Source organism: Telmatospirillum sp. J64-1 (assembly GCF_006980715.1).
In the GTDB taxonomy this organism is placed as follows: Bacteria; Pseudomonadota; Alphaproteobacteria; order Rhodospirillales; family Magnetospirillaceae; genus Oleiliquidispirillum; species Oleiliquidispirillum nitrogeniifigens.
Genome location: NZ_SBHN01000025.1, coordinates 53,113 through 78,027, shown reverse-complemented (window position 1 = coordinate 78,027; position 24,915 = coordinate 53,113). Strand labels below are relative to the sequence as shown.

The 24,915-nt window shown below is 64.9% G+C and carries 22 protein-coding genes; 8 read left to right on the top strand and 14 right to left on the bottom strand.

Annotated features, from left to right (window positions below):
* Positions 1 to 19 precede the first annotated feature (19 nt).
* Positions 20 to 1,564, bottom strand: coding sequence for a histidine ammonia-lyase (gene hutH / locus EPD66_RS20255; RefSeq protein WP_142850340.1), 1,545 nt, complete (start codon positions 1,562 to 1,564; stop codon positions 20 to 22).
* On the bottom strand, positions 1,561 to 2,925 hold the full coding sequence (locus EPD66_RS20250; protein ID WP_142850339.1) for a formimidoylglutamate deiminase: 1,365 nt from the start codon (positions 2,923 to 2,925) through the stop codon (positions 1,561 to 1,563). Before EPD66_RS20250 ends, hutH begins: the two co-directional genes overlap by 4 nt.
* Positions 2,926 to 3,039: 114 nt before the next feature.
* Between EPD66_RS20250 and hutI the strand changes: the two genes are divergently transcribed.
* The 6 genes from hutI (at position 3,040) to EPD66_RS20220 (ending at position 10,246) form a co-directional block, all read left to right on the top strand.
* A complete protein-coding gene (gene hutI, locus EPD66_RS20245; RefSeq protein WP_185961535.1) occupies positions 3,040 to 4,287 on the top strand; it encodes an imidazolonepropionase in 1,248 nt (415 codons plus the stop codon).
* Between the two features lie 13 nt (positions 4,288 to 4,300).
* Positions 4,301 to 5,035 carry a histidine utilization repressor gene (hutC, locus tag EPD66_RS20240; RefSeq protein ID WP_142850337.1) on the top strand — a complete coding sequence of 245 codons (735 nt, stop codon included), beginning with the start codon at positions 4,301 to 4,303 and terminating at the stop codon, positions 5,033 to 5,035.
* Between the two features lie 68 nt (positions 5,036 to 5,103).
* On the top strand, positions 5,104 to 6,777 hold the full coding sequence (gene hutU, locus EPD66_RS20235; RefSeq protein WP_142850335.1) for a urocanate hydratase: 1,674 nt from the start codon (positions 5,104 to 5,106) through the stop codon (positions 6,775 to 6,777).
* A 132-nt stretch (positions 6,778 to 6,909) separates the two neighbouring features.
* A complete protein-coding gene (locus EPD66_RS20230; protein WP_142850333.1) occupies positions 6,910 to 8,013 on the top strand; it encodes a TRAP transporter substrate-binding protein in 1,104 nt (367 codons plus the stop codon).
* Positions 8,014 to 8,104: 91 nt separating this feature from the next.
* A complete protein-coding gene (locus EPD66_RS20225; protein WP_142850332.1) occupies positions 8,105 to 8,671 on the top strand; it encodes a TRAP transporter small permease subunit in 567 nt (188 codons plus the stop codon).
* Positions 8,672 to 10,246, top strand: a complete 1,575-nt coding sequence (locus EPD66_RS20220; RefSeq protein WP_185961533.1) for a TRAP transporter large permease subunit — start codon at positions 8,672 to 8,674, stop codon at positions 10,244 to 10,246.
* Here the strand turns inward: EPD66_RS20220 and EPD66_RS20215 are convergent, their stop codons facing one another.
* Positions 10,247 to 11,257, bottom strand: coding sequence for a zinc metalloprotease HtpX (locus tag EPD66_RS20215; RefSeq protein ID WP_221931053.1), 1,011 nt, complete (start codon positions 11,255 to 11,257; stop codon positions 10,247 to 10,249). It abuts the gene before it with no gap.
* On the opposite strand from EPD66_RS20215, the gene EPD66_RS24840 reads away from it, so the two are divergent.
* A complete protein-coding gene (locus EPD66_RS24840) occupies positions 11,257 to 11,811 on the top strand; it encodes an ETC complex I subunit (protein WP_370511906.1) in 555 nt (184 codons plus the stop codon). The two genes, EPD66_RS20215 and EPD66_RS24840, sit on opposite strands and share 1 nt — an antisense overlap.
* 396 nt (positions 11,812 to 12,207) lie before the next feature.
* Positions 12,208 to 12,708 (top strand): hypothetical protein, encoded by a 501-nt coding sequence (locus tag EPD66_RS20205; protein WP_142850330.1) that lies wholly within the window; start codon positions 12,208 to 12,210, stop codon positions 12,706 to 12,708.
* 129 nt (positions 12,709 to 12,837) lie between these two features.
* Here the strand turns inward: EPD66_RS20205 and EPD66_RS20200 are convergent, their stop codons facing one another.
* From EPD66_RS20200 to EPD66_RS20150, 11 genes are all read right to left on the bottom strand, one after another.
* Positions 12,838 to 15,012, bottom strand: a complete 2,175-nt coding sequence (locus tag EPD66_RS20200; RefSeq protein WP_142850329.1) for an amylo-alpha-1,6-glucosidase — start codon at positions 15,010 to 15,012, stop codon at positions 12,838 to 12,840.
* A gap of 3 nt (positions 15,013 to 15,015) precedes the next feature.
* Positions 15,016 to 16,104 carry a glycosyltransferase family 4 protein gene (locus EPD66_RS20195; protein WP_142850328.1) on the bottom strand — a complete coding sequence of 363 codons (1,089 nt, stop codon included), beginning with the start codon at positions 16,102 to 16,104 and terminating at the stop codon, positions 15,016 to 15,018.
* Positions 16,105 to 16,206: 102 nt separating this feature from the next.
* Positions 16,207 to 17,079, bottom strand: coding sequence for an inositol monophosphatase (locus EPD66_RS20190; RefSeq protein ID WP_142850327.1), 873 nt, complete (start codon positions 17,077 to 17,079; stop codon positions 16,207 to 16,209).
* A 1-nt stretch (position 17,080) separates the two neighbouring features.
* Complete coding sequence (locus EPD66_RS20185; RefSeq protein WP_142850325.1) at positions 17,081 to 17,980, bottom strand: diacylglycerol kinase family protein; 900 nt, start codon at positions 17,978 to 17,980, stop codon at positions 17,081 to 17,083.
* An 87-nt stretch (positions 17,981 to 18,067) separates the two neighbouring features.
* Entirely contained in the window at positions 18,068 to 18,892 is an 825-nt protein-coding gene (pstB, locus tag EPD66_RS20180; protein WP_142850323.1) for a phosphate ABC transporter ATP-binding protein PstB, read from the bottom strand.
* Positions 18,889 to 19,824 carry a phosphate ABC transporter permease PstA gene (pstA, locus tag EPD66_RS20175; protein WP_142850322.1) on the bottom strand — a complete coding sequence of 312 codons (936 nt, stop codon included), beginning with the start codon at positions 19,822 to 19,824 and terminating at the stop codon, positions 18,889 to 18,891. The genes pstB and pstA overlap by 4 nt, the downstream gene beginning before the upstream one ends.
* 1 nt (position 19,825) lies before the next feature.
* Complete coding sequence (gene pstC / locus EPD66_RS20170; RefSeq protein ID WP_221931052.1) at positions 19,826 to 20,761, bottom strand: phosphate ABC transporter permease subunit PstC; 936 nt, start codon at positions 20,759 to 20,761, stop codon at positions 19,826 to 19,828.
* Positions 20,762 to 20,792: 31 nt separating this feature from the next.
* Positions 20,793 to 21,812, bottom strand: a complete 1,020-nt coding sequence (locus tag EPD66_RS20165; protein ID WP_142850321.1) for a PstS family phosphate ABC transporter substrate-binding protein — start codon at positions 21,810 to 21,812, stop codon at positions 20,793 to 20,795.
* A 158-nt stretch (positions 21,813 to 21,970) separates the two neighbouring features.
* Positions 21,971 to 22,717: an aspartate/glutamate racemase family protein gene (locus tag EPD66_RS20160; RefSeq protein WP_142850319.1), complete on the bottom strand. Its 747-nt coding sequence runs from the start codon at positions 22,715 to 22,717 to the stop codon at positions 21,971 to 21,973.
* Between the two features lie 5 nt (positions 22,718 to 22,722).
* On the bottom strand, positions 22,723 to 24,168 hold the full coding sequence (gene hydA / locus EPD66_RS20155; protein ID WP_370511905.1) for a dihydropyrimidinase: 1,446 nt from the start codon (positions 24,166 to 24,168) through the stop codon (positions 22,723 to 22,725).
* A 7-nt stretch (positions 24,169 to 24,175) separates the two neighbouring features.
* The gene (locus EPD66_RS20150; protein ID WP_221931051.1) at positions 24,176 to 24,907 is read right to left on the bottom strand and encodes an aspartate/glutamate racemase family protein; all 732 of its coding nucleotides are present in this window, start codon (positions 24,905 to 24,907) and stop codon (positions 24,176 to 24,178) included.
* Positions 24,908 to 24,915 lie beyond the last annotated feature (8 nt).

Below are 24,915 nucleotides of genomic sequence, written 5' to 3'. Positions count from 1 at the left end.
TCTTGGTTGTTCCTCCCGTTCAGGCACCAGCTTCCAGATCGATATGCAGCAGGTCTTCGAGCCCGCCTTCCCGCACCAGCTGGCCGATGGCGGAGAGGTCCGGGGCGAAATAGCGGTCGACATCGTAGCGCGGCACGGCGGCGCGGATGCGCTCCACGGCCTGTTCGATGGCCGGGGCGCTGCGCAGGGGACGGTGGAACTCCAGCCCCTGCGCGGCCGCCAGCAATTCGATGCCGACGATATCGGCGACATTGCCGACGATATCCTTCAGGCGCCGGGCGGCGAAGGTCGCCATGCTGACATGGTCTTCCTGGTTGGCCGAGGTCGGCAGGCTGTCGATGCTGGCCGGATGGGCCAGCGTCTTGTTCTCGGAGGCCAGGGCGGCGGCGGTGACATGGGCGATCATGAAGCCGGAATTCAGGCCCGGTTCCTCGACCAGGAAGGGCGGCAGGCCGCTGATGGTCGAATCGATCAGCATGGCGATGCGCCGTTCCGCCAGCGCGCCGATTTCCGAAGCGGCGATGGCGAGTTGGTCGGCGGCCATGGCGACCGGTTCGGCGTGGAAGTTGCCGCCCGAGATGACCTCGCCGGTATCGACCAGCACCAGCGGATTGTCGGTCACGCCGTTGGCCTCGATGCGCAGGGTGCGGGCCGCCTGGCGGATCTGATCGAGCACGGCCCCCATCACCTGGGGCTGGCAGCGCAGGGAATAGGGGTCCTGCACGCGATGGCAGGACGGGCCCTGATGGGCGGCATTCAACGGGCTGCCGTCCAGCAGGCTGCGGAAGATCGCGGCGACCTCCATCTGCCCGGTCTGGCCGCGCAGGGCACTGATGCGCGGATCGAAGGGGCGGTGGCTGCCCATCACCGCCTCGACGCAGAGGGCGCCGGAAACCAGGGCGGTCTTGAAGCTGCGTTCGATCTCGAACAATCCGGCCAGGGCCAGGGCGGTGGAAACCTGGGTGCCGTTGATCAGTGCCAGGCCTTCCTTGGCCTTCAAGTCGATCCGCTGGAGGCCCGCACGGGCGAGGCCTTCGTCGGCGGTCAGGATCTCGCCGCCCGCCATGACGCTGCCGATGCCCAGCAGCACGCCGCACATATGCGCCAGCGGCGCCAGGTCGCCCGAGGCACCGACCGAACCCTTCTCAGGAATGACCGGCAGGATATCGGCATTGTACAGGGTGAGCAGGGCGTCGACCAGTTCCGGCCGCACGCCCGAAGCGCCGACGCCCAGGCTGGCGGCCTTGGTCGCCAGGATCAGCCGCACCACCGGGGCCGCCATCGGCGCGCCGACGCCGGTGGCATGGGACAGGATCAGGTTGCGTTGCAGGGTTTCCAGGTCCTTGGCGGCGATGCGCTTCTGGGCCAGTTTGCCGAAGCCGGTGTTGATGCCGTAGACGGCTTCACTTCCGGCGGCGATGCGATCGACGATGGCCCGTGATTCGGCCATGCGCGGATAGGCCTCTTCCGCCAGCCGCAGGGGCGGTGCCTGGCGATAGATGCGCCGAAGGTCATCGAGGCTCAAATTACCCGGCTGCAGGACAAGCGTATCGGTCTGCGTCATACGAAAAGTCTCCGGAGAGTCGTCTTGAAGCGTTCGGCGATGGCGTCTTCCTGGGGATGGCGGCCGTCGCGCACGACGACTTGGCCGCCGACGCAGACATGCCGAACCAGGGAGGCATTGCCGGAAAAGATCCAGCTGTCGATCAGGGCATCGCCGTCGCGCTCGGCGAGCAGCGGATGATCGGTGTCGAGGAAGACGAGGTCGGCCCGGCAGCCCGGCGCGATGCGGCCGGCCTTGATGCCGCAGGCCTGGGCGCCGCCCGCCTGGGCGTCTTCCAGCAGGCGCCGTCCGGTGGCGCGGCGGGGGCCGCCTGCCAGGACGGTGCGGCGATGGGTGGTCAGGCGCTGACCGTATTCCAGCCAGCGCAGATCCTCGACCGGCGAAACCGAGATATGGCTGTCCGAGCCGATGCCGAAGCGCCCCCCGGCGGCCAGGAAAGCTTCGGCGGGGAAGATGCCGTCGCCCAGATTGGCCTCGGTGGTCAGGCAGAGACCTGCAACGGCGCCGCTTTTCGCCATCGCCTCGATCTCATCGGCCTCCACATGGGTGGCGTGGATCAGGCACCAGCGGCTGTCCACCGGTTGGTTCTCGTAAAGCCATTGCACCGGGCGGCGGTCGGTATGGGCCAGGCAGTCTTCCACTTCCTTTAGCTGCTCAGCGATATGGATATGGATGGGGCCTTCGGGATTGGCCGCCACGGCCTCGGCCAGCAGGGCAGGGGGCACGGCGCGCAGGGAATGGGGGGCGATGCCCAGCACCACATCCGGCGCCTGTCCATAGGCGCCGCGCAGGCCAGCTATCAGCCGTCCGAAGGCTTCGCCGTCATGGGCGAAGCGGCGCTGGCCGTGGGTGGTGGGGGCACCGCCGAAGCCGGAGGAATTATAGAGCACCGGCAGAAGGGTCATGGCGATGCCTGCCTCACGGGCGGCGGCGACGGCGCGATGGCTCATTTCCGCCGGGTCGGCATAGGGGCTGCCGTCGCGGTCGTGGTGCAGATAGTGGAACTCGGCCACGGCGGTATAGCCGGCCTTGACCATCTCGACGTAAAGCTGCGCCGCCACCGCCTCGAAATCCTCGGGCGTCATGCCATCCAGGGCGCGATACATGACGTCGCGCCAGCTCCAGAAACTGTCGGAGCCGTCGCCCGAGCGTTCCCCCAATCCGGCGATGGCGCGTTGATGGGCGTGGCTGTGCAGATTGGGCACGCCCGCGATGGCGGCGCCTGACAGCCTCTCGGCGTCCTGGCCGGGCGCGCTATCCTTCTCGACCTGCGTGATCAGCCCGGCTTTGTCCACCGTCACGGTGACGCCTTCGCTCCAGCCCGAAGGCAGCAGGGCCTTGGAAAGAAAAAGTTTGCGCATGGGCGGCTCCTCGATATTATAGGCAAGTCTATACAACATTAGACAAGGATGGCAATGGCGATCCCTGGACTACGGAACTCCCCTTCCCGAAACCTGCTGGAGGCATAAGTGATGATGTCCGCCGAGCGTTGGGACAGTGTCTGGATCGACGTCAATCTTGCCACCATGGACGATGACGTGGCGGCCCCCTATGGCGCCATCCAGGATGCCGCCCTGGGGGTGAAGGACGGCCGCATCGTCTTCATCGGTTCCCGCGCCGATCTTCCCGGCCGGCCGCAGGATCTGGCGGCGGAGGTCCATTCCGGAGAGGGGGGCTGGCTGACGCCGGGCTTGGTCGATTGCCACACTCATCTCGTCTATGGCGGCAACCGCGCCCGTGAATTCGAATTGCGGCTGCAAGGCGCCTCCTACGAGGAAATCGCCAAGGCGGGCGGGGGCATCGTCTCCACCGTCATGGCCACCCGCAATGCCGACGAGGACTCCCTGCTGGCCGCCAGCCTGCCGCGCCTGGACGCGCTGCTGGCCGAGGGCGTGACGACCATCGAGATCAAGTCCGGCTACGGCCTGGATACCGAGACTGAAACGAGGATGCTGCGCGTCGCCCGCCGACTCGGCGAAGTCCGGCCCGTCGATGTGCGCACCACCTTCCTGGGCGCCCATGCGGTGCCGCCGGAATACAAGGCCGATCCGGAGGCCTATGTCGATCTGGTCTGCGCGGAAATGCTGCCGGCCATCGCCAAGGCGGGGCTGGCCGATGCCGTCGATGCCTTTTGCGAAGGCATCGGCTTTTCGACGGAGCAGACCCGCAAGGTCTTCGAGGCCGCCCGTGCCCATGGCTTGCCGGTCAAGCTCCATGCCGAGCAGTTGAGCAATCTCGGCGGCGCGGCCCTGGTGGCGGAATTCGGCGGGCTGTCCGCCGACCATATCGAATATCTGGACGAAGCGGGCGTGCAGGCCATGGCCAAGGCAGGAGTCGTCGCCGTGCTGCTGCCCGGCGCCTTCTATATGCTGCGCGAGACGCGGAAGCCGCCCATCGAGCTTTTGCGCAAGCATGGGGTCGCCATGGCCCTGTCCACCGACTGCAATCCCGGCACCTCGCCCGTGACCTCGCTGCTGCTGATGCTCAACATGGCCTGCACCCTGTTCTTCCTGACCCCGGAGGAGGCCCTGGCGGGCGTGACGCGTCATGCCGCCAAGGCCCTGGGGCTCGACGACCGCGGCGTGCTGCGGCCGGGGATGCGGGCGGACATGGCACTGTGGCGTATCGGGGCGCCCGCGGAACTGGCCTATGCCATCGGCCTCAATCCTTGCGCCGCCGTGGTGCGGGCGGGGAAACAGCACACCCCGCGCCAGGAGAGGTGAGGGGGAAGCGGCCATGACGAAAGCCCTCTACCGCAAGATCAAGGACACGATCCGCGCCCGGATCCTTTCGGGCCAATGGCCGGAAGGCTTTCAGCTTCCCTCCGAACACAAGCTGCTGGAGGAATTCAAGGTCAGCCGCATGACGGTGCATCGCGCCCTGCGGGAACTGACCGAGGAAAACCTTCTGAGCCGCGTCCAGGGGGTCGGCACCTTCGTCGCCGAACGGCGGCCCAGCGTGTCGATCGTGGAACTGCGCTCCATCTCCGACGATATCGCCGCCCGCGGTAACCGCCACACCGCCACCGTCCAGCGGCTGAGGGAGGTCAAGGCGGATGCCCCGCTGGCACGCCAGTTCAACCTGCCGGAAGGCGCTACGCTGTTTCATTCCATCGTCCTTCACCGCGAGAACGATGTGCCGATCCAGTACGAAGAGCGCTGGGTCAATCCGGACATGGCGCCCGATTACCTGAAGCAGGATTTCAGCCTCGTCACGCCGACCAAGTATCTGACGCAGCTTTATGCCGCGCCGGATGTCGAGCATGTCATCGAGGCGGCGCTGCCGGGCAGCGGGGCGGCCAAGCTGCTCAATATCGCCGAGACCGAGCCCTGCCTGCGCCTGACCCGGCGAACCTGGGTCCAGGCCCAGGTGATCACGTTGGTGGTGCTGATCCATCCCGGCACCCGTTACCGCCTTGGTACCTGGTTCCGGGCCAATCCGGACACGGTGCCCCTTGCCCAAGCTTTGTAGAAACCGCGTCAAGACCATGCAACGACGTCGGACGCAATCAAAGGACGCTTCGAAAGGAAGTCGCAAGAATGTCGAATAGCTCACGCTTTGATAACAGCCGCGTCATCCGCGCTCCCCGTGGCAGCGAATTGAGCTGCGGTAGCTGGCTCACCGAAGCGCCGTTGCGTATGCTGATGAACAACCTCGACCCGGATGTGGCCGAAAAGCCGCAGGAACTGGTCGTCTATGGCGGCATCGGCCGCGCCGCCCGGAACTGGGAAAGCTATGACCGGATCGTGGCCTCGCTGAAGTCGCTGAAGGACGACGAGACCCTGCTGGTGCAGTCGGGCAAGCCGGTCGGCATCTTCCGCACCCATGCCGATGCGCCGCGCGTGCTGATCGCCAATTCCAACCTGGTGCCCCATTGGGCCAACTGGGACAAGTTCTCGGAACTGGACCGCAAGGGCCTGATGATGTACGGCCAGATGACGGCCGGGTCCTGGATCTATATCGGCAGCCAAGGCATCGTCCAGGGCACCTACGAGACTTTCGTCGAAGCGGGCCGCCAGCATTACAACGGCTCGCTGAAGGGCCGCTGGATCCTGACCGGCGGCCTGGGCGGCATGGGCGGGGCGCAGCCTCTGGCCGCCACCATGGCCGGGGCCTGCATGCTGGCCGTCGAATGCCAGCCCAGCCGCATCGAGATGCGCCTGCGCACCGGCTATCTGGACCGCCATACCGCCGACCTGGATGAAGCCCTGAAATGGATCGAGGAGGCTTGCGCCAAGGGCGAGGCCATTTCCGTCGGCCTGCTGGGCAATGCCGCCGAGGTCTTCCCCGAACTGGTGCGGCGCGGCGTGCGCCCGGATATCGTCACCGACCAGACCTCGGCCCATGACCCGGTCAACGGCTACCTGCCCGCCGGTTGGACGCTGGAGGAATGGGAAGAGAAGCGCCAGTCCGATCCCAAGTCCGTCGAGCGCGCCGCCAAGCAATCCATGAAGGTCCATGTGCAGGCCATGCTGGACTTCTGGAACCAGGGAATCCCGACGGTGGATTACGGCAACAACATCCGCCAGATGGCCCAGGACGAAGGGCTGGAAAACGCTTTCGCCTTCCCCGGCTTCGTTCCCGCCTATATCCGTCCGCTGTTCTGCCGCGGCATCGGTCCGTTCCGCTGGGCGGCACTGTCGGGCGATCCGGAAGACATCTACCGCACCGACCAGAAGGTGAAGGAACTGATCCCCGACGATCAGCACCTGCACAACTGGCTGGACATGGCGCGCGAGCGCATTCACTTCCAGGGCCTGCCGGCGCGCATCTGCTGGGTCGGTCTAGGTCTGCGCCACCGCCTGGGCCTGGCCTTCAACGAGATGGTCGCCAAGGGCGAATTGAAGGCCCCCATCGTCATCGGCCGCGACCATCTGGATTCCGGCTCGGTCGCCAGTCCGAACCGCGAAACCGAAGCGATGAAGGACGGTTCGGACGCGGTTTCCGATTGGCCGCTGCTCAACGCCCTGCTGAACACCGCCAGCGGCGCGACCTGGGTCAGCCTGCATCATGGCGGCGGTGTCGGTATGGGCTATTCTCAGCACTCCGGAATGGTTATCGTTTGTGACGGTACGGAAGAAGCGGCCAAGCGCATCGAGCGCGTGCTGTGGAACGATCCGGCGACCGGTGTCATGCGCCATGCGGATGCGGGCTATGACATCGCCATCGAGTGCGCTCGGGAAAACGGGCTTAAGCTTCCCTTCCTCGGCTAGGGCCGGGACAAGGAGGCTACAGACCGCGTGGCGGCGGATTTCGGCGCGTCCACCGCCGCGCGGCATCGCCTTTCAACATGGGGGGCGGTGAGGGAACTCAGACGCCGAACCCACAATTGGGAGAAGAAGACTATGGATCGCAGGCAGTTCCTCAAGAGTTCCGCATTGGGCGCCGCTGGCGTCGCAGCCGCCAGCAGCCTGGCCGCCCCTGCCATTGCGCAGGGCCGTCAGCAATGGACCATGGTGACCAGCTGGCCGCGCAACCTGCCCGGGCCGGGGGTGGCCGCCAATCTGCTGGCGCAGCGTATCACCGCCCTGTCGGGCGGACGTCTGGAAGTCCGGGTCTCGCCTGCGGGTGAACTGGTTCCGGGGCAGGGCGTGTTCGATGCCGTCTCGGAAGGGACTGCCGAGCTGTATCACTCCGTGCCGGCCTATTGGGGCTCGAAATCCATCGGCTTCCTGCTCTTCGGCTCGCAGCCCTTCGGCCTCACGGCGATCGAGCAATCGGGCTGGATCAATCACGGCGGCGGTCAGGCACTGTATGACGAGCTTTACGGCCGCTTCAACGTCAAGCCCTTCCTGTGCGGCAATTCCGGTGCCCAGTGGTTCGGCTGGTTCCGCAACGAGATCAAATCGGTGGACGATCTGCGCGGCATGCGCTTCCGCACCACCGGCCTGAACAGCGAAGTGCTTTCGCGCCTGGGCATGGCAGTGCAGGCCATGGGCGGGGCGGACATGTTCCAGGCCCTGCAATCGGGCACGCTCGATGCTGGGGAATTCATCGGCCCGTGGAGCGACAGCGCGCTCGGCTTCTATCAGGTTGCCAAGAACTACTATTACCCCTGTATCGGCGAGCCCAGCTCGGCCGAGGAATGCGGCATCAACCTGAACGCCTTCAACGCCTTGCCCGACGATCTGAAGCAGGCCGTGCAGTATGCCTGTCAGTCGCTGCACGACCATGTGCTGACCGAATACAACACCAACCACGCCAAGGCCCTGCAGATGCTGGTCAATGACCATGGCGTGCAGATCCGGCGCCTGCCCGACGACGTTATCCTGGCCGTCGGCAATGCCTCGGGCCAGCTGATGAACGAATTGCGCGAACATCAGGACGAACTGGTCCGCCGCATCACCGACTCCTTCCTGGCCTACCGCACACTGACCAACGGTTACATGCGGTATGCCGAAGGGACCTATTTCGAGGCCCGGGCGATGGATTATTCCTTCCCCGCCTGATACTTCTCCCTTTTCGTCCCATACGGACGTGCCGTCTTCAGGCGGCACGTCCGGTCGCCGTCATTGTGCCTGCGTCTCATGAAGGTCCTCCATGGCCGCACCAAGCATTCTTCTGTGGTTCAGCCGCCAGCTCGACCGCATCAACGCCACGGTGGGTGCCGTGGTCATGTGGTTCGCCATCGGCATGATGCTGATCCAGTTCGGCATCGTCATCATGCGCTATGTCTTCGGCATGAGCTTCATTTTCCTCAACGAGCTGGAGCTCTACCTTCATGCCGCCCTGTTCATGCTGGGGGCGGGGTTCACGCTGCTGCATGACGGTCATGTCAGGGTCGACATCTTCTATGGGGCGCTGACGCCCAGGAAACGGGCGTTGGTGGATTTCCTGGGGACGCTGATCCTGCTGATTCCCACCTGTATCGTGCTGCTTTACTATACTTGGCCCTTCGTCCGGCGGTCCTGGCAGATCATGGAAGGACCGCTGTCGGTGGGCGGCATTCCCGCCCTCTATCTGCTGAAAAGCCTGCTTCCGGCCTTTGCCGTGCTGGTGCTGATCCAGGGCGTGGCCCTGGCCCTGCGCAGCCTGGCGGTCATGCTGGGCGCGCCCGCGCCGCAGAAGGCTCCGCAGACTCCGGTCGAGAAGGGAGAGGGCGTATAAATGGAGTTCCTGACCGGCAATCTCGACCTTCTGATGTTCGCGACCCTGTGCGCGGGCATCATGTTCGGCTTCCCCGTCGTCTTCACGCTGTCCGGGATCGGCATCCTGTTCGGGATCCTCGGCTTCTCGCTTGGCGTGTTCAACATGAACCTGCTGGCGGCGCTGGCGCAGCGCATCTTCAGCATCATGACCAACGAGATCCTGCTCGCGATCCCGCTTTTCGTGCTGATGGGCGTGATCCTGGAGCGCTCGCGCATCGCCGAGGACCTGCTCGAGGAAATGGGCAAGCTGTTCGGCTCGCTGCGCGGCGGACTGGCGGTTTCGGTGATCTTGGTGGGGATGCTGCTGGCGGCCTCGACCGGCATCGTCGGCGCCACCGTGGTCACCATGGCCCTGATCGCCATGCCGACCATGCTGCGCAACGGCTACAGCCGCCCCTTGAGCAGCGGCATCATCGCGTCCGCCGGGACGCTGGGGCAGATCATTCCACCCTCGACCATGCTGATCATCCTGGCCGAGGTAATGTCCTCGGGCTATCAGCAGGCCCAGTTCACCATGGGCCGCTTCACGGTCGAGACCATCTCGGTCGGTGACATCTTCGCCGCCGCGCTGATCCCGGGCCTGTGCCTGGTGGTCATCTACATCCTCTTCGTCCTGGCCCTAGCCTTCCTGCGTCCGAAAAGCGCCCCGGCCATCCCCCATGGCGAGGAACTGCCGCTGGCCACCGTCCTGCGCCATCTGGGCAAGGTGCTGGTGCCGCCGGTGGTGCTGATCGTCGCCGTGCTGGGCTCGATCCTGGGCGGCATCGCCACGCCGACGGAAGCGGCCGCGGTGGGGGCCGTCGGCGCGCTGCTGCTGGCCGGTCCGCGCTTCGCCCCGACCCGCAGCAATCTGCCCTTCCTCCTCTCGGGCATCTCCGTGGTGGCGATGTTGGTGATGACCAGCCAGCTCGACCTGCGCATCGGCCGCGTCAATGCGACGACGGCCGAGCGGATCGGCATCTGGATCGCCTTTGGCCTGACCCTGCTGACCTTCTGGGGCATCCTGGTGGCGCTGTGGCGTGCGGCGCGGGTGGGAGTGTTGCGCCCGGTCCTGGTCTCGACCACCAGCGTCACGTCGATGATCTTCGCCATGATGATCGGCGCCTCGGTCTTCTCGCTGGTCTTCCGGGGCCTGGGCGGGGACCTTCGGGTCGAGCATTTCCTGACCAACATGCCGGGCGGCGAGATCGGCGCCTTGCTGTTCGTCATGGCCGTCATCTTCGTGATGGGTTTCTTCCTGGATTTCGTGGAAATCTCGGTGATCGTGCTGCCGATCGTCGTGCCGATCCTGCTGGTGATGGGCATGGACCCGATCTGGCTGGCGGTGCTCATCGCCATGAACCTCCAGACCTCGTTCCTGACCCCGCCCTTCGGCTTCTCGCTCTTCTATCTGCGCGGGGCCGCGCCGCCCGAGGTCAAGACCATCGAGATCTATCGCGGCGTCATTCCCTTCGTGATCCTGCAGATCCTCGGCATCGGCGTGATCTTCATGTGGCCGGGCCTCGCCACATGGCTGCCCGCCTTGCTGCGCTGATCAGCCGCGGCGGATGCGCCATCCCCGCCGGGATGGCGGCAGGTCCCAGGGCAGGAGGATGGCGACGGGGCTGGTGGGAATCCGGATGGGGATTTGCAGGGCCAGCAGCCTTTCGATCCTCTCGCGGGTATGTGGATGGGTGCGCAGCAACGAGGGATCGGGGCTGCGCCGCCCCGGCATGAGGATCGTCTCCCACCACATGCCCTCCTGGCGTTCCAGCTTGTCGAGGGCCGAGGCCAGCCCAACCGGATCGCCGGTCAGACGGGCGGCATCCAGGTCGGCGGCGAATTCCCGCGTGCGCGACAGGGCCAACTGAAGCAGGGCGGAAAGGGTCGGGGCGAAGACCAGCAGGGCGACCAGGAGCCAGGGAACGGGAATCCCTTCGAGGATCAGCCCCGGCAGGCTGAAGGCCAGCAGCAGGACGCCCAGCAGCGACATGATCCGCGTCAGGCGGCTGACGGTATCCGCCAAGCCCATGATCCAGGTGTCGTCATTGCGGATATGGCTGACCTCATGGGCCAGCACCCCGGCCAGTTCCCGCAGGTCGAGGCGGCGCAGCATGCCGTCGGTGACGGCGATCGCGGCGTCGTCCCGATTACCCACGGCAAAGGCGTTCATGATCCGGCTGGGCACGTAATGGAGCCTCGGCACCCGTGTCATACCGGCGGCGGAGCAGATGGCTTCCAGGACGGCATGCACCTCCGGCAATTGCCAGCGGGGAATGGGCTGGGCACGGTACAGGCGCAGGACGAGGCCGGGAGACAGGCGCGGGCTGAGGATCAGGCTCAGGCTGCCGGCCAGCAAGGCCATGAGCACGCCGTTCCCGCCCGCGATGATCCAGCCGCAGGCTGAAAGAAGGGCAACCATCCCGCCCAGAAGCAGCGTGGAGTGAAGGACGTTCCGGCGCCGGTGGCGGCGTTCTGCCTCGTGATCCCAGGTATAGCGGTACATGGCGCCCATATAGGAAATGCAGGGGCTTGCGTCACGGGCCTCCCGGAGGGGAGCCCTCATTGACAAGCAATGATCCGCCGATAAATCAGTTTCATAAAGTCCACATTTTCCCAAGGGTGACGGTGATGAGCAACAGGACAGCGTTCCAGGGCTCTGCCGCTGCCTTTCAGGCGCGGCAGGCCGGGCCCGGCTCCACTGCCGGATGGGCGGCCAACGACAACAGGCGCCGTGGAAACCTTCTCCGCCCGGAGGCCGGGATCATGGCACGGATCTATCGTCCGAGCCCCAGCCCGACCCAATCCGGCCGTGCGCGCAGCCGGGAATGGGTGATGGAATTCGAGCCGAGCCGGCCCCTGATACCTGATCATCTGATGGGCTGGGTTTCGTCGGACGACACCCGGCGCCAGGTGAAAATGCGTTTCCCGGACAAGGAGAGCGCCATCCGTTTCGCGGAAAGACAGGGCTGGGCCTATAGCGTCCGGGAAGTAGCGGAGCGCCGGATCAGGCTCAAAAGCTATGCCGATAATTTCCGCTGGCAGGGTGGAGGAGAGGCGCAGGCCGCACCGCCTGACAGGCCGGAACAAGCGCATGAAGACAGGCGGAACGTCGCTTGAGACGGCAAGGCGGCAGGCCTTGCATCTCCGAAAGAGCGCCTTAGCTTGATCGCGCCCGAGTCCATTCGGGGCATGTGCCTGGACAAGAGCGTGTATCTTTCGGGGTGTCTGCCATGAATGACATGCTGGAACTTCTGCGTCAGACCTGCACCTTCCTGTGTTCGATGGCCGTCGTCCTGCTGGCCGCCGGCGCGGGGATCTCGGTCGTGGGCTGATTACTGCAAGGAAGTCAGTGGCTTAGGGCAGGGCGCGGCGCCTTGACGGCGGGCGTGCAGGGATTAAATCCAGTTCCGGCGGGATGCCGTGACGGATTCCGCCCGCATACCGCGAGGTGCCGTCATCGGATCGCAGGATCGAGGACGGCACCCTGAGTATCGCTCATATGGAGGATATTCAATGCATCCCTCGATCATACAGGTGAGCCGGTCCTTGATCGGTAACGCCGTTGCCAATGCCCAGGCGCGGGCCACGGAGCCCGAAGTCTCTTCCGCCTTGCTGGCGGGGCTCGGCCTTCTTCGCCGCATCGTCGGGGAGGAGGCGGGCTATACGGCGCAGAAAACCTTCGATGATTATCTCAGGCAGCATCTGCTGTCTCGGGGGCTCGATCACCTCAAGAACCAGCGGACGGAGCTGCGGAAGGTCGCCCTGCCGGACGCTGCTTCCTCGTCTTCCCCGGCCCAGGCGATCATCACGGATGCCGTCTTTTCCAGTATGACGCTGAACCTTTACGCGCCCGGAAACGACTACATCCTGGCCGCTGCGGCGGCGCTGCTGGACAGCTTGTGCGAACGGATCGGTGGCCTGCCGGACTATGCAGAGTTGATCCGGAAGCTGACAGAAGACGAAGAAGGGCTTACAACAGGACAACCACAAGCTTCCGTCCCCTGGTTGAACTGAGAAATGCCCTGCAAGCCACAAAACCTGGCTGTCCTCACACTGGCGGCCGCACCGGGTATCTTCTTCCTCTGTCCGCCAGTGTGGGTCCTTCTCCTGCTTTCGGGGGACAAGTGGCGCTAGCCTCCGGTCTCAGACATCGATGGCGATATCGATCTGGCCTTCCCGCCGGGCGACATGGACGCCCACCGCATCCTTGTGGCGGGTCAGGATCAGGTCAGCCGCACCGTCCTTGACCCGCAGCCCCTTGAGTTCCAGGTGGTCGAGGAAAGGGGGCAGCCAGGGGCGGGTGAAGGAGATGCGGTTGCCCCGTCCATCGACATCCAGCCCCAGGCAGGATTGCAGCAGCATGAATACCGCGCCCGACGCCCAGGCCTGGGGAACGCAGGCGACGGGATAGAGTGTCGGTCCCTGGCCGGCGCGGCGGCGGAAGCCGCAGAAGAGTTCCGGCAGGCGGTTGAGGTCCACGAACAGGGCCGCCTCGAACATGCCGTGCATGATGCGCCCGGCCTGTTGGGCCATGCCGTAGCGGGCCAGACCGGCGGCGACGATGGCATTGTCATGGGGCCAGATCGAGCCGTTGTGATAGGACATGGGATTGTAGCGCACCTCGCTGCGCCCCAAGGTCCGCACGCCCCAGCCGGAAAACATCTCATCGGCCATCAGGCTCTCGGCGACCCGCCGCGCTCGTTCGGGCGAGGCCAGGCCGCAATAGAGGACATGGCCGGGATTGGAGGTGGTGATCTGGCAGGGGCGCTTCTGCCCGTCCAGCGCGAGGGCATAGGTGCCCTGGTCTTCCAGCCAGAAGCTGTCCTCGAAATTCTGGCGCAGGGCTTCGGCTTCGTTGCGCAATTGTTCGGCCAGGCCCCATTCACCCAAGGCCTCGGCGATCTCGGCGCCGCCCAGCTTGGCGGAATAGACATAGCCTTGGACCTCGCACAGGGCGATGGGAAGCTCGGCTAGGCTGCCGTCCGGATGCGAGACGGAATCGTCCGAATCCTTCCAACCCTGATTGTAAAGCCCGGCTTCGCGCTTGCGCGCATATTCCACGAAGCCGTCGCCGTCGAGGTCGCCATAATTATCGATCCATTCCAGCGCCCGGCAGATATTGGGCCAGATGCCGCGCAGGAAGGCGATGTCCCCGGTACGGTGGAAGTATTCCCGCGCCAGCATCACGAAGAGCGGCGTGGAATCGGCGCTGCCGTAATAGCGGGCATAGGGGACTTCGCCCAAGGCGGCCATCTCGCCCTCCCGCAATTCATGGAGGATCTTTCCCGGTTCGGCATCCTGGATGCGGTTCTCCTCTTCCGCCTGGGTTGCCGCGAGAGTCGCCAGGACGCCCCGCGCCAGGCTGGGATCGACCCAGAGATATTGCAGCGCCGTGATGATGCCGTCGCGGCCGAAGACGGTGCTGAACCAGGGCACGCCGGCATAGGGATAGGGGCCTTCGGGCAATCTGGTCACCAGCATGTGCAGGTCCGCCGTGGAACGGTCCAGCCAGTGATTGAACTGCTCGTTCGCGGTGCGGACGGTGCAGGATTCCCCCTTGGGGATGCTGGCGAGGGCGGTTTCCCGGTTGCGGGTGAAAAGCACCTGGCTCGGCCGTTCCATCGGCCCATCGGGTTCGAAATGCACGGTATGGAACAGGTCCGCCGGTTGCTTGGGCCGCAGACTCAGCCGATAGCGTGCCAGGGCGGCCTCCTCCCTGGGAAGGATGGCGGCCGGTGCGGGATCGAAGGTGGCGCGGGTGCGCCTGGTCTTTCCATCCAGCCCCTCATAACGCAGCAGCAGGCAATCCTCCTCGATCTCCCGGTATCGCTGTCCGCGCTTCCTCCGCTCCATTCCCCGGACTTCGAAGATATCCGCGAAATCGGAATCCATCTGGAAACTCAGATCCACATCCAATGCCTCGTCGCCGAAATTCTGCAATCGGGTATGGGTGTAGAGGGCGGAATTCCATAGGAACATGGCACGGAAGATATGGATCATGCCGCGCGGGATGAGGCGTCCGCCGCCCATGGGAATGTCGGGGTTGGTCATGTCCACGGCGATCAGGGCGTTGTGCTCGTCCACCGAGGAGGACAGCAGCAACGGACGCTGGCCGCCGAAATGGAATTCGTAGAGGGACAGCATGCGTGTTCCCTTGTGGAATATCCCCAGATCGGCGGCGCCGAGCGGCAGGGCATTCCCGTAGACGTCGAGAACGGCGAAGGTATCGTCCTGCTTCAGCGTCATGGTCCGCGTCGTCAGGCGCGGCGAGGTCGCCAGGATATAGGTATGGCCCTTGACGGTGATGATATCCGACATCGCTCACTCCCCGGCTCGAAATTCGTCGCGGGTCGAAGTCCGGCGCTGAGAAAGGGGCAAGGCCGCCGGTAGGGTCAGGCGGCGATAGGCGGCGAGGTAATCCTCGGCCATGCGCCGGGCGGAAAAGCGTTTGAGGAAGGTTTCACGGCAGGCGCGGCGATCGATGCCCTCGGCGAGTGGCAGTGCCGCCACGGCTTCGGCAATGCTGCGCACCAGAATACCGGTCACGCCGTGATCGAGGACCTCGGGCACCGATCCGCAGGGATAGGCGATGGTGGGCGTGCCGGCGGCCATCGCCTCCGCCATGACCAGGCCGAAGGGTTCGGGCCAGTCGATGGGAAAGAGCAGGGCCAGGGCATTGCTCAGCAGCGGCCCCTTTTCCGCTTCGCCGACTTCCCCCAGGAATTCCACCCCGGGCGTTTCCAGCATGGGGCGGATGACCTGTTCGAAATACTCCCGGTCTCCCCGGTCGATCTTGGCGGCCACCTTCAGCGGCAGGCCGCCAAGCCTGGCGATTTCGATGGCCCTGTCCAGGCGCTTCTCGCGCGATATCCGTCCCAGGAAGAGCAGATAGTCCTTCGAAGGGGAAGCCGCAGGCTTGTAGAGCGTCGTGGGCAGGCCGTGATGGATCGTCGCCAGCCAGTTGGCGCGGGGCAGGGGGCGGCGCTGGCTGTCGGAAATGGAGATCAGCGGATGTTCGGCATATTCCTGGAAAAGGGCTTCCAGGCCCGCCAGGTCCAGGCGGCCATGCAGGGTGGTCAGCGAAGGCACGGGCAGGCGCCGGGCCAAGGGCAGATGCAGGAATTCGCAATGGAAATGGATGATGTCGAATGCGGCCGCCCTTTTGGCGAGACGTTCCAGCAGGACCAGATGCCACGGCACGGGATCGTCGCATGTCCCGTCCAGCCGCAAGGCTCGGGAAGAGATGCTCTCGAGATGGGCGGCGGTCAGCGAATCGGCCGAGGCGAAAAGCGTCACCTCATGCCCCTGGGCCACCAATTCCTCGGTCAGATAGGAGACGATCCGTTCCGTGCCTCCGTAGGAGACCGGAGGCACGGCTTCGTGCAAAGGAGCGACCTGTGCGATCCGCATGGAGCACTCTCCTTCTGTTGCATCCAGAAGGACAGATGGGCGGTGCTTCCGGTGGCTCCCATCTCGCCTTGGGAGGTAGGGGATGGCGGCGGAAGCGAGGGGTCAATCTTCGTGGCTGCGGCACATCCTTTCGACAGCTGAGGCATCGCCGACGATGAGAGGGCGGCGCCAGTCGCGCAGGGAAGCCTTCTGCCCGTTCGTCATGCCGGGGACGTGGAAGCGGTCCATGTCGATCCATCCCCGTTCCTCATCCTTCACGCGGACTTCCCCACCGGCGGCCCGCACCAGCACGATGCCGCCGGCCACGTCCCAGACATTGGGACGTTCGAAACGGGCCACATGCAGCAGGTGGGCGGCGGCGAAGGCGCATTCGATGGCGGCCGAGCCGGTCTTGCGGATGTCCCAGGGCAGGGAATGATCCGCCGTCGCCTGGGGCTCGCCCGCGAGGCGGCGGCGGATGGTGGGATTGTGCCCCTTGGGAGTGACCTCCTCCTTCTCGAAACTGAGCGGGCCGCCGATCCGCGCATGATAGACGCCGGGACGCAGGCTGTGGCTGGTCGAGCACCAGACGGCGCCGACGATGGGCTGGCCGCGATAAAGGACGCCGATCGACCCGGCGAAAAGCGGAAAGCCGTTGACGAAATTGGTCGTGCCGTCCACCGGGTCGATGGCCCAGACGAAGTCGCAATCGCGGCTAGGCCCTTCGTCGATCTCCTCGCCCAGGATGTCGTGGTCGGGGAAATGTTCGCCCAGCAGGGCGCGGATCAGGACTTCGACCTCGTGATCGACCTCCGAGACGGGGTCCTTGAGCGAGGCCTCGTTCTCGGGGTCGCCCTTGTAGCGGACCGCCAGGGTGCGGCCCAGGGCCGCGATGATTTCCGTGCCCGCCAGACGCGCCAGTTCGACCGCCCGGTTCTCGATGGCACAAAGGGTGTCTTCGGGGACCGGTGAAATATCTTGGCCGCTGCCGCCCATCTCATCCTCCGCTTTGCTGGGAATGGCCGGAATCGGAGGAAATCACTATCCGCAGGGGTTCTTCCTCCAACTCGATGATGATCGCGCCGCCGCCTTCGGGAGGAGCCATGAATTCGTCATCCACGCGCAAGGGCTCGCCGCTCCAGGTCATGCCGATGCGCTTCCCCCGTTCCAGCTGGAAGGGCGGCGGCGTCCGTGCCTTCTGGTCATCGAGCCAGGCCAGGAATTCCTCGCGCTGGTGCTCCCGCACATAGGCGATGTCGAGAAGCCCGTCCCCCGAATCGGCGAAGGGCGCGACGGGCAGGTTCGGCCCCAGATGGTTGATGTTCATCACCTCGACGAACAGCAGGTCTTCCGGCAAGGTCCACTCGTCGACGGTGACGATGGGGCAGCCCGCCTTTGCTTGGCGGATGACGTCGCAGATGATCCGGCGGGCGTGGTTGATCTCGCCCTCCTGGGGCAAGTCCGTGGCGTCGGCCTGGGCCATGGCCTGGGCGACGGTGCCGACGCCGATGGCTTCGATGAACCGGCGCCGTCCCCAGGGGCCGACAGCCACACCGATGTCGAAGCGCTTCGTCCGTCCCTCGCTCCACGACCGCAGAAGGTCTTGCGGCTGGCCTTCGATTCCCAGGGAGCGGGCGATGTTGTTGGCCGTCCCCATCGGCAGAACAGCGACCGGGCGTGATCGGTCGGGCAGGGTGCGCAGGACCTTGCCCACGGTGCCGTCTCCGCCCGCCACGGCCACCAGATCGGCGGGCTCGGCCAGGATCGCAGGCAGGTCCGCCTCCTTACTGGAATGAATGCGGAAGCGATAGCCGTAGGCCTCCATCATTTCAGACAGTTTCTCGACGGACATCTCGCCGTTGCCGGCGGTAGGGTTGTGGATCACAGTGACCTGCATGACAGCCTCCGATGACGATCCTGGTTAGATGGAGGCTGCGAAGGATTCAGAAAGAATGTCGTAGACGCAAATTCGGGCAGTCCCGCCTTATCCGAACCGGCCGGTGATATAGGCGCTGGTGCGTTCGGATTTGGGGGCGGTGAACAGGGTTCCCGTGTCGCCGAACTCGACCAGATGGCCCAGATGCATGAAGGCGGTGAAATCCGAGATACGCGCCGCCTGATGCATGTTGTGGGTGACGATGACTACGGTGATGGCCTTGCCCAGCTTGCAGATCAGGTCCTCCACCTTGGAGGTGGCGATGGGGTCCAGGGCCGAGGTGGGTTCGTCCAGCAGCAGCAATTCGGGTCCCGGGGCCAAGGCGCGTGCGATGCACAGGCGCTGCTGCTGGCCGCCCGACAGCTCGAAGGCCGACGCCTCCAGCCGGTCCTTCACCTCGTCCCACAAGGCCGCCTGTTCCAAGGCCCATTCCACACGCTCCTGCAGCAGGGAACGCTTGCGCAGGCCGCGGATGCGCAGGCCGCTGGCGACATTCTCGAAAATGGATTTGGGGAAAGGGTTGGGTTTCTGGAACACCATGCCGACCCGCATCCGCACCAGCATGGGGTCCAGCTCGACGAGGTTACTGTCGTCGGGGAAGAGACGGATCTCGCCGCCATAGCGGTTGCCCGGATAAAGATCGTGCATGCGGTTGAAGCAGCGAAGTAGGGTGCTCTTGCCGCAACCCGAGGGACCGATCAGGGCGGTGACATGACGGTCGGCGATAGGCAGTTCGATCTCCTTCAGGGCATGGAAATTCCCATACCAGAAGTTCAGCCGACGGACCTCGGCACGCAGGTTGAAGGGCTTGGAGAGGTTTTCCCCCTCTTCGGTTTCCAGGGAGGTACGCGATTCGGGAAGATTCTGGTTCATTTCACTTGCCTGCGAATGCGGTAACGCAGCCAGACGGCCAAGCCGTTCATCAGCAACGTCATGCCCATCAGCACGATGCCCGTGGCCGCGGCGTTGATGTGGAAGGCCTCTTGAGGCCGCGAAACCCAGTTGAACATCTGGATGGGCATGACGGTGAAGGGCGAATTCAGCCACTGGAAATTCAGGAATGGCGGCTCGGCCTGGATGGGAGAGGGGGGCAGAAAGGCGATGAAGGTCAGCGCCCCGATGGTGATGATCGGTGCCGTCTCGCCGATGGCCCGCGCCAGGCCGACGATGGCGCCGGTCAGGATGCCTGGGGTGGCGACGGGCAGCACATAGAAGGCCATGGTTTGCCATTTGTCGGCCCCAAGGGCGAAAGCCGCTTCCCGCATTTCCCCGGGCACGGCACGGATCGCCTCGCGCGTGGCGACGATGACCACCGGCAGAATCAGCAGCGCCAGCACCATGCCGGCCACCAGGATCGTCTCGCCCATGCCGAAGGTCTGGACGAACAGGCCCAGTGCCAGCAGGCCATAGATGATCGAGGGCACGCCGGCCAGGTTGGTAACGTTGATCTCGATGATATTGGTGAGCAGGTTCTTGGGCGCGTATTCTTCCAGATAGAGCCCGGCCATCACCCCCAGCGGGATCGCCAGGATCGCGGTCACCAGCATCACCAGCGTCGTGCCGACCAGGGGCGACAGGATCCCCGCCTGGGCCGCGCGGCGGGACGGGAAGTTGGTCAGGAAGTCCCAGGACAGGCGCGGGATGCCGTCCAGCGCCAGGTCGACGATCAGGGTCATCAGGGTCAGGATGGCGATCATCATCACCACCAGCCCGATCAGGCCGAAGAGGAGGTCTCCCCGCTTGGCGCGGGTGATCAGGCCGGCATAATCGATCTGTTCTTCGCGGAAGCCGGACAGATGCGTCATCTCAGTAGACCTCGCGGAACTTCCGGCGGAGGAAGAAGCCGATGATGTTGAAGGCCAGCGTGATCAGGAACAGCACCAGCCCGGCGGCGAAGATGGTCTGGTAGGCGATGGAGCCATGCGGCACGTCGCCCAGGCTGACCTGCACAATATAGGCGGTGATGGTCGCCGCCGATTCCAAAGGATTGAAGGTCAGGTTGGGGTTCTGGCCGGCGGCGATGGCGACCACCATGGTCTCGCCGACCGCCCGCGACATGCCCAGGATATAGGCCGCGGTGATGCCCGAGAAGGCCGCCGGAACGACCACACGCAGCGAGGTCTGGAGGCGGCTGAAGCCCAGCGCATAGGCGCCTTCGCGCAGATGCCTGGGAACGGCGCGCATGGCGTCCTCGCTGACCGAGGTGACATAGGGCAGGATCATGATGCCCATCACCAGCCCCGGCGCCAGCAGGTTGAAACCGCGCACCGGCAGGAAGGTGGACAGCAGCGGCGTGACGAACAGCAGGGCGAAATAGCCGTAGACCACCGTCGGCACGCCTTCGAGCAGTTCCAAAAGGGGCTTGACCACTTCCCGCACCCGGGGCGGCGCGTATTCGCTGAGATAGATCGCCAGCACCGTTCCCGCCGGGACCGCCACCAGCATGGCGATCCCGGCGGCGACGATGGTGCCCGACAACAGGGGCAGGATGCCGTAGCGGGTCTGGGCGAAAAGCGGCGTCCATTGGGTATCAGTCAGGAATTCGAAGACCGGGACATGGGCGAAGAAGGCCAGGGATTCGCTGAGCAGGACATAGACGATGCCCAGCGTCACCAGGACGGAGACGGAAGCCGCCAGGAACAGCAGCCCCCGCATGACCACATCCACGACCCGCCGCCGCATGAGATAGACGGGGCTGGGGGAAAACATGTGGAAGTCCCAGCCGGTATCCTTTTCCGCCATGTGCTTCTCCCCAGCCCCGCTTGCGCCTGGATCAGTTGGTGCCTGCACGCTGGCGGGCGGTGGCCAGGACGTCCTCGATGGTCATGCCGACCTGCGAGCCGCCCCCTTCGAAGGCGGACCCGGTCACCCGGTTTTCCAGGTTCTCCATGGCCATCTGATAGGCGGTTTCGGGCAGGGGTACATAGCCCACCTCCGCCACGAGTTCGGGGGCCAGTTCGGGATCGAGATAGTAATTGACGAACTGGCGGACCGCTTCGCTCTGGTCTATGGCCTGGGTGCTGACATAGATGAAGAGGGGCCGCGACAGCGGATTATAGCTGCCGTTCATGGCATTCTCGATGGAGGGCTCCACCGCTTCGCCCTGTTCGTTGACGATGGGCACCGCCTTCAGGCGGTCCTGGTTCTCGGTGTAATAGGCCAGCCCGAAATAGGCCAGGGCGTTGGGATCGCTGGCGACCCCTTGGACCAGGATGTTGTCGTCCTCACTGGCGGTGAAGTCGCCCCGGCTGGAATGCGCCTCGCCGACCACGGCTTCGGTGAAATAGTCGAAGGTACCGGAATCCACGCCCGGCGCGAACAGGGCCAGCGGCCGGTCGGGGAAGCCCTCGCGGATCTGCGACCAGTTGGTGACCTGTTCCTGGGATTCAGGCTCCCACATGCGTCGCAGTTCTTCGACGGTCAGGTGATCGACCCAGTCGTTCTGCGGATTGATCACCACCGCCAGGGCGTCCATGGCGATGGGCAATTCGATGAATTCAATGCCGGCCTGCTCGCAGGCCTCGCGTTCCGATTGGGAAATGGGGCGGGATGCGTTGGAGATATGGGTTTCGCCACGGCAGAATCGCTGGAAGCCCCCGCCGGTTCCCGACACGCCGACGGTGACCTGGTACTGGCCCCGGAAGTCGCTCTGGAATTCCTCCGCGAAAGCCTCGGTAACGGGATAGACGGTACTGGAACCGTCTATGCGGACGGTTTCTGCCTGTTGGGCAAGGGCTGGCCCAGCCATGACGATTGCCACGGCTGCCCAGACAACGGCGTCTCTTCTCGGCATTATGAGCCCCTCTTTGCGGCTGATCCGATCGTGCAAAGACACTGTGTTCGCCGGCGATGGCTCGGATGTGGGCGGTGCAGAGGGGGCTTGAAGGAGTAGATGGTTAAACTTCTGTTACATAACTCTTTTTCGCCTCTTGTTTTCCTTTATTCGCGGAGTCAGCCAGGTGTTCCGACCAGCCTGCTCAGGGCTGCTGACAGTCCTTTCTGGTCTTTGGCGGGCGGCCTAGCATAGCTGCCGGCCGTGGGACGGGCGGGGGAGAGAAGGGCCAGCGCCTCGGCCTGACGGACGGCGCAGGACACGCCGTCGACCACCGGCACCGGAACCCGGTCGGCGATGCTGCGGGCCAGTCCCGCCAGGGGAGCGCCTGCGACGATGATCACGTCGGCGCCGTCCTGTTCCACCGCCTGAAGGCACAGGGCCAGCAGGGTCTCGCCCTTGTCCTGCTGCACGGTGTCGATGCGGGCCAGGGGTTCGTCCAGGCAGCGGATGCTCGCCAGTCGGCCGCCCAGGCCGTAGGACTCGACGCATTCCCGATACCAAGCGGTGATGCGCCGCGAGATGGCGACGATCGAGAAGCGCTTGCCCAGCATCGAGGCGGTCAGCACCGAGGATTCGGTCATGCCCAGTACCGGGATGGGCAGGATTTCCCGTGCCGCTTCCAGCCCCGGATCGCCAAAGGCGGCGATGATCGCGGCGTCATGCCCTTCGTATCCTTCGGCCAGCCTGTTCAGGGTGGCATAGGCGCCGATGGCGGCTTCGGCGCGGGTCTCGATATAGGCGACGCCGAATTCCGCCGTCGCCATGGTCACCTCGGTCCCGGCCGAGGCGGATCGCTCCGCCTCGGCCTTGATCAGGTCGGTAACCTCTTCGGTGATGTTGGGATTGACGATCAGCAGCTTCATTCCGCTCACTCCGCGACGGCCAAGGGCTGGCGGGCGGAAGCGGGACGGGCGGGTGTCGGCTGATCGCAGGGCAGGAACTCGCCCCGGCCCGGCTTGGCCGTCAGCTTGCCGTCATCCACCACCAGTTCGCCGCGCGACATCACCCAGCGCGGCCAGCCGCGCAATTGGCGGCCTTCATAGGGCGTGTAATCCACATTGTGGTGCAGCATGTCGTTGGTCAGCAGCACGTCCTTGCGCGGGTCCCAGATGGCGATATCGGCATCCGAGCCGACCGCGATGGTGCCCTTGCGGGGATAGAGGCCATACATGCGTGCCGGATTGGTGGCGGTCAGCGCGACAAAGCGCTGCAGGTCCAGCCGCCCGGTCATCACGCCTTCCGAGAACAGCAGCGGCATCCGCGTCTCGACGCCGGGGATGCCGTTGGGGATCTTCGAGAAGGAGGCGTTCTTGCCGTGCAGCATCTTGCCTTGCGGATCGTCATGGCGGAAGGGCGCATGATCGGAGGAGAAGACCTGGAAGATTCCCCGTTCCAGCCCGTTCCAGATGATTTCCTGGTTGGCGGCATCGCGCGGCGGCGGCGAGCAGATGCACTTGGCGCCCTCGAAGTCGTCGAGGTCCAGGTCCTCGGCGGTCAGGAACAGGTATTGCGGACAGGTCTCGGCATAGATGCGCAGGCCCTTGCTCTGGGCATGGGAAATCTGGGCCACCGCCTCGCGGCCCGAGACATGGACGATCAGGATCGGCACGTCCACCAGTTCGGCCAGCGAGATGGCGCGATGGGTGGCCTCGCGCTCGACCACCGGGGGACGGGCCTCGGCGTGGTATTTCGGCGCCGTCTTGCCCGCCTGTTCCAGCCTTTCGGTCAGCCAGGCGATGCAGTCGGAATTCTCGGCATGGACCATGACCATAGCGCCTTCGCGCCGCGCCACGTCCAGCACGTCGAGGATCTGGCGGTCGTTCAGCTTCAGGTCGTCATAGGTCATGTAGATCTTGAACGAGGTATAACCGTCCTTGATCACGGCGGGCAGTTCCTGGCCCAGCACGCCCGGTGTCGGGTCGCTGACGATGAGGTGGAAGGCGTAGTCGATCACCGCCTTGCCCTCGGCCCGGCCATGATAGTCAGTGATGGCGTCGCGCAGGGTTCCGCCCTTCATCTGGCAGGCGAAGGGAATGATTGTGGTGGTGCCGCCGAAGGCCGCCGAGATGGAACCCGATTCGAAATCGTCGGCCATGCGCGAGCCGTCGTTCATCGGCTGGTCGAAATGGCAATGAGCGTCGATGCCGCCGGGCAGGACGATCATGCCGGTGGCGTCGATCTCGCGTTCGCCCGCGCCGAGCGAGGCGCCAAGGGCGACGATGCGGCCGTCGCGGATGCCGATGTCGCAGCGGGATTCATCGGCGGCCGTGGCGACAAGCCCGCCGCGGATGACGTAATCGTATTCGGCCATCATCTGCTCCTTAGATCAGCTCTTGGAAAAAGCGGCCCCAGCCCTTGACGCGGGCGGGGGAGGTGCCGGTCAGGCACAGGGTCTTCCACACGGTGACGGAGACGGAATCCAGGATCGGGATGCCGATTTCCTTCTCCATCTCCGCGGCGATGCGGGCGCCGCGCATATTGGTGCACAGGACGGTGATGGCATCGGGACGGGCGGCGGCGACCTTGCCGATCATGCGGGCGATGTCGCTTTCGCTGACCTCGGCGAAGGCGTAGTTGACGCTTTCGCCCAGATGCTCTTCCGCCGTCACCTCGATTCCCGCTTCGGCGTAATTGGCCATGATGCGCTGCTGCACGTCATCCAGGTAAGGCGAGACCAGCCCCAGGCGGCGGACATTGCTGCGTCGCAGGATCTCGTTCAGCGCCAGGATGGTGCTGCTGGCCTGGATGCCCGTGCGCCTGGTGATCTCGGCGCACAATTCCTCGTCGGTATGAAAGCCGCGCCAGGCCGCCGAGGTGCCGTTCCAGGCGATCACATCCATTCGGGCATCGGCCAGAAGCTCGGCGGCCACCAGCATGGGTTCGTTGTCGAACTGGCCCAGGGCGCCGTCCGAAAGGGAGATCTCGGTGACGCGGAAACGGCCGAAATGACAGGTCACATCAGGGGAGAGCCCGGCCAGGATGGCCGAGGTATAGGGTTCCAACACGGTGTTGGAGGAGGGGGTCAACATGCCGATGCGTTTGGGGGAGCCCATGCGTATTT